This is a genomic window from Mesorhizobium sp. (assembly GCF_017306585.1).
GTDB lineage: Bacteria > Pseudomonadota > Alphaproteobacteria > Rhizobiales > Rhizobiaceae > Mesorhizobium.
Genome location: NZ_JAFKIC010000096.1, coordinates 1 through 4,935, shown reverse-complemented (window position 1 = coordinate 4,935; position 4,935 = coordinate 1). Strand labels below are relative to the sequence as shown.

At 62.9% G+C, this 4,935-nt stretch carries 5 protein-coding genes; all 5 read left to right on the top strand.

What is annotated here, in order from left to right; genetic code table 11:
- Positions 1-47: 47 nt before the first annotated feature.
- Positions 48-950, top strand: coding sequence for a branched-chain amino acid ABC transporter permease LivH (locus J0I79_RS03395; RefSeq protein WP_292855317.1), 903 nt, complete (start codon positions 48-50; stop codon positions 948-950).
- Positions 951-954: 4 nt separating this feature from the next.
- Positions 955-2,346, top strand: coding sequence for a high-affinity branched-chain amino acid ABC transporter permease LivM (livM, locus tag J0I79_RS03390; protein ID WP_292855316.1), 1,392 nt, complete (start codon positions 955-957; stop codon positions 2,344-2,346).
- Positions 2,346-3,854 carry an ATP-binding cassette domain-containing protein gene (locus tag J0I79_RS03385; protein ID WP_292855315.1) on the top strand — a complete coding sequence of 503 codons (1,509 nt, stop codon included), beginning with the start codon at positions 2,346-2,348 and terminating at the stop codon, positions 3,852-3,854. The genes livM and J0I79_RS03385 overlap by 1 nt, the downstream gene beginning before the upstream one ends.
- A complete protein-coding gene (locus J0I79_RS03380) occupies positions 3,854-4,582 on the top strand; it encodes an ABC transporter ATP-binding protein (RefSeq protein ID WP_292855314.1) in 729 nt (242 codons plus the stop codon). The genes J0I79_RS03385 and J0I79_RS03380 overlap by 1 nt, the downstream gene beginning before the upstream one ends.
- 16 nt (positions 4,583-4,598) lie before the next feature.
- Positions 4,599-4,935 (top strand): DUF6867 family protein (locus J0I79_RS03375; RefSeq protein WP_292855313.1); only part of this gene is annotated, 337 nt, incomplete at its 3' end.

The window sequence follows — 4,935 nt, the reverse complement described above, 5'->3', positions numbered from 1 at the left end:
AAAGGAATGCGTCTGCATGGGCGACATTCCAGGGGAGCCATGTACATATGCAGTACTTTGTCCAGCAGCTTATCAACGGGCTGACGCTGGGATCGATCTATGGGCTGATCGCAATCGGCTACACGATGGTCTACGGCATCATCGGCATGATCAACTTCGCTCATGGCGATATCTTCATGGTGGGCGCCTTCACGGCGCTGATCGTCTTCCTCATCCTCGGCTCGCTGTTTTATTCGGTGCCCGTGGTGATAGCGTTGCTGATCATGATGATCGTGGCGATGCTGCTCACCAGCCTGTACAACTGGACGATCGAAAAGGTGGCCTACCGGCCGCTGCGCGGTTCGTTCCGGCTGGCGCCGCTGATCACCGCCATCGGCATGTCGATCGCGCTGTCGAACTTCGTCCAGGTGACGCAGGGCCCGCGCAACAAGCCGATCCCGCCGATGGTGTCGAAGGTCTACGACATCGGCGGCATCAGCGTGTCGCTGAAGCAGATCATCATCGTCATCGTCACCGCGCTGCTCCTGGTTCTGTTCTGGTACCTGGTCAACAAGACCTCGCTCGGGCGCGCCCAGCGTGCCTGCGAGCAGGACCGCAAGATGGCGGCGCTGCTCGGCGTCGATGTCGACCGCACCATCTCGATCACCTTCATCATGGGCGCCTCGCTCGCCGCCGTCGCCGGCACGCTGTTCCTGATGTACTACGGCGTGGTCGCCTTCTCCGACGGTTTCGTCCCGGGCGTGAAGGCATTCACCGCCGCCGTGCTTGGCGGGATCGGTTCATTGCCGGGCGCCGTGCTCGGCGGACTGATGATCGGCTTCATCGAGAGCATGTGGTCGGCTTACTTCTCGATCGACTACAAGGATGTCGCCGCCTTCTCGATCCTGGCGATCGTCCTGATCTTCCTGCCTTCCGGCATATTGGGCCGGCCAGAAGTCGAAAAGGTCTGAGCCCATGGCCGTTACAGTAAATCCAGAGCGCGACGCTGTCGCGACTCCCATCCAGCGCGCGCTTCGCGAAGCGTTCTATGCCGGCGCCATAGCGCTTGGTCTGTTCGTCCTGTTCATCGGTCTGCGGACCGACCAGAACATATCCAACGAACTGATCCTGGTGCAGCGCTGGGGCCTGCTCGCCGGCGTGGTCATCGCCACCGCGGTCGGCCGGTTTCTCTATGTCGGTTTCGCGCAGCCCGCCATGCAGCGCGCCAAGGAAGAAAAGGCCAAGGCTCCGGCCGTGGTGACCGAGGCCGGCTTCGTGCGCCGCAACTTCACCAAGATAGGCATCGGCGCCCTGCTTTTGTATCCGGTCATCATCGTGCTGCTGGTCGGCTTTCAGGGTTCGCTGAAGTGGGTCGACAATTTCGGCATCCAGATCCTGATCTATGTGATGCTGGCCTGGGGGCTGAACATCGTCGTCGGCCTCGCCGGCCTGCTCGACCTCGGCTACGTCGCCTTCTACGCGGTCGGCGCCTATGCCTATGCGCTGCTCGGCACGCATTACGGCCTGTCGTTCTGGATCCTGCTGCCGGCGGCGGGCTGCATGGCCGCCTTCTGGGGCGTGCTGCTCGGCTTCCCGGTGCTGCGCCTGCGCGGTGACTATCTGGCGATCGTGACCCTTGCCTTCGGCGAGATCATCCGCCTCGTGCTGATCAACTGGCGCGAGGTGACCAATGGTTCGGCCGGCATCTCCGGCATCCCGAAGGTCTCGTTCTTCGGCCTGATGTCGTTCAACGTCTCCGATCCGAACTATATCGCCAAGGTTCTCGGCATCGCCCAGTCCGGCGCCTACTATAAGATCTTCCTCTACTACCTGATCCTGGCGCTTTGCCTGCTCACCGCCTTCGTCACCATCAGGCTGCGCCGCCTGCCGGTCGGCCGGGCATGGGAAGCGCTGCGCGAAGACGAGATCGCCTGCCGCTCGCTCGGCATCAACACCACAACCACCAAGCTGACGGCCTTCGCCACCGGCGCCATGTTCGGCGGCTTCGCCGGCTCGTTCTTCGCCGCCCGGCAAGGCTTCGTCAGCCCCGAATCCTTCGTCTTCCTGGAATCGGCCATCATCCTGGCCATCGTGGTCCTGGGTGGCATGGGCTCGCTGGTCGGCATCGCCATCGCGGCGCTGGTGATGATCGGCGGTACGGAAATCCTGCGCGAACTCGATTTCCTCAAGGTGGTGTTCGGACCCGACTTCACGCCGGAACTCTACCGCATGCTTCTGTTCGGCATGGCCATGGTGATCGTCATGCTGTGGAAGCCGCGCGGCTTCGTCGGCAGTCGCGAGCCGACGGCCTTTCTCAAAGAGCGAAGGGCTGTCTCAAGCTCCTTCACCAAGGAAGGGCACGGCTGATGAACGCGACCCCATCCCAGAACCCTGCCATGAAGGACGCCATCCTGCAGGTCGAGCACCTGTCGATGAAGTTCGGCGGCCTGGTTGCCATCGGTGACCTGTCCTTCTCCGCCAAGCGCGGCGAGATCACCGCGCTGATCGGGCCGAACGGCGCCGGCAAGACGACGGTGTTCAATTGCATCACGGGCTTCTACAAGCCGTCCGAAGGCATGATCACGCTCAACCGGGCCGATGGTTCGAGCTATCTGCTCGAACGCTTGCCCAATCATGAGATACCGGCGCGCGCCAAGGTGGCGCGCACTTTCCAGAACATCCGTCTGTTCTCGGGCATGACGCTGCTGGAAAACCTTCTGGTCGCTCAGCACAACAAGCTGATGAAGGCATCGGGCTATACGATGCTCGGGCTGTTCGGCTTCTCGAGCTATCGCAAGGCGTCGGCGGAATCGGTCGAACTCGCCAAGTACTGGCTGGAAAAGGCCGATCTCGTCGATCGTGCCGACGATCCCGCCGGCGACCTGCCCTACGGCGCCCAGCGCCGGCTCGAGATCGCCCGCGCCATGTGCACGGGTCCGGAGCTGCTGTGCCTGGACGAGCCGGCGGCCGGTCTCAACCCGAAGGAATCGCTGGCTCTCAACACGCTGCTGATGGACATCAAGAACAACAGCGGCACGTCGATCCTTCTGATCGAGCACGACATGTCCGTCGTCATGCAGATTTCCGACCACGTCGTGGTGCTGGAATATGGCCGCAAGATCTCCGACGGCAACCCGCAGTCGGTTCGCACCGACCCGCGCGTCATCGCCGCCTATCTCGGCGTTGACGACGAGGAGGTCGAGACCGTGCTGACCGAGGTCGGCGACGAGGACGTCATCGAGCAACTCGATACCGGCCCCGATGCCGCGCATGGTCCGGGGACATCGTCCTCATATCTGGCCGGACCGGTGAGCGACACCGTCAGCCATAGCGAAGGCGAACGGGTCACCGTGTCGAAGGGCGCTTCGAAAGCGGCGCAGGTCGATGCCCGCGCGGCCAGCGTTGCAAGCAAGCCGGTTGCGGCGAAACCTGCCCCGGCGGCCAAACCTGCCACGAAGACGGCAACGGCCAAGAAGCCGGTAGCCAAAGCGCCGGCGAAGAAAGCCGAAGGCGTTTCGAACCGTCTCGCGGCCCCGCGTGGCGGCAAGGCCGACAATCTGACCCGCATCAAGGGCATCGGTACGGTCAACGAGAAGAAGCTCAACGAACACGGCATCTTCCATTTCGACCAGATCGGCGCCTGGAAGAAGGCCGATGTCGAGGCCGCCGAGGCCTATCTCGCCTTCGATGGCCGTATCGCCCGCGAAGAGTGGGTCAAGCAGGCCAAGCTGCTCGGCCAGGGCAAGGAGACGGAATTCTCGCGCCGGGTCGACGCGGGCAAGGTGGCGACCAGCCACGCGTCCGGAAAGGCCGCGCCCGGGAAGACCACCGCCGCCACCAAGCCCGCGGCGGGCAAGCGCGGAGGGGACAAGTGATGGCCGGGACAACGCTGCTCGATATCAAGGGCGTCCAGACCTACTACGGCAACATCCGGGCGTTGAACGGCGTTGATGTCACCGTCAACCAGGGTGAGATCGTGGCGCTGATCGGCGCCAACGGCGCCGGCAAGTCGACGCTGATGATGACCATCTTCGGAGCGCCGCGCGCGCGGGCCGGCACCATCACCTTCGCCGGCACCGACATCACCCAGCTGCCGACGCACGAGATCGCGCGCATGCGCATCGCGCAGTCGCCGGAAGGGCGCCGCATCTTTCCGCGCATGACGGTGATGGAAAACCTGCAGATGGGCGCCAGCCTCGACAACCTCAAGCACTATGACGAGGACGTCGAGAAGGTGTTCGCGCTGTTCCCGCGACTGAAGGAGCGCATCGCCCAGCGCGGCGGCACGCTGTCGGGCGGCGAGCAGCAGATGCTGTCGATCGGACGCGCGCTGATGGCGCGGCCGAAACTGCTTCTGCTCGACGAACCGTCGCTGGGGTTGGCGCCGCTGATCGTCAAGCAGATCTTCGACGCCATCCGCGAACTCAACCGCACGCAGGGGCTGACCGTGTTCCTTGTTGAGCAGAACGCCTTCGGCGCGCTGAAGCTCGCCACGCGCGGCTATGTCATGGTCAACGGCAATGTGACGATGAGCGGCACCGGCAAGGAACTGCTCGCCAATCCAGAAGTGCGCGCCGCCTATCTCGAAGGCGGGCATCACTGAGTTCAGGAGTCTGATCATGCAAGGCATTATCTACGAGGAACCGTCGATCTGGCAGTTCTTCTTCGTCACCTGCCTGCTCGGAGGCTGGGCGGCCTGGATGACCGGCAAGGCCAGTGCCCAGACCTGGCGCACCTTCCCCCAACTGTTCGCCTATATGCTGGGGCTAGGCATCGGCATACGCTTCATCCACCACGCCTTGTTCAACGGCACGATGTTCTCGCTGCAATACTATATCGTCGACACCATCGTGCTGATGATACTGGGCTTCGTCGGCTATCAATACACACGAACCAACCAGATGGTTACACAATACAACTGGCTCTATGAAAGAGCTTCCTTATTGAGCTGGAAAC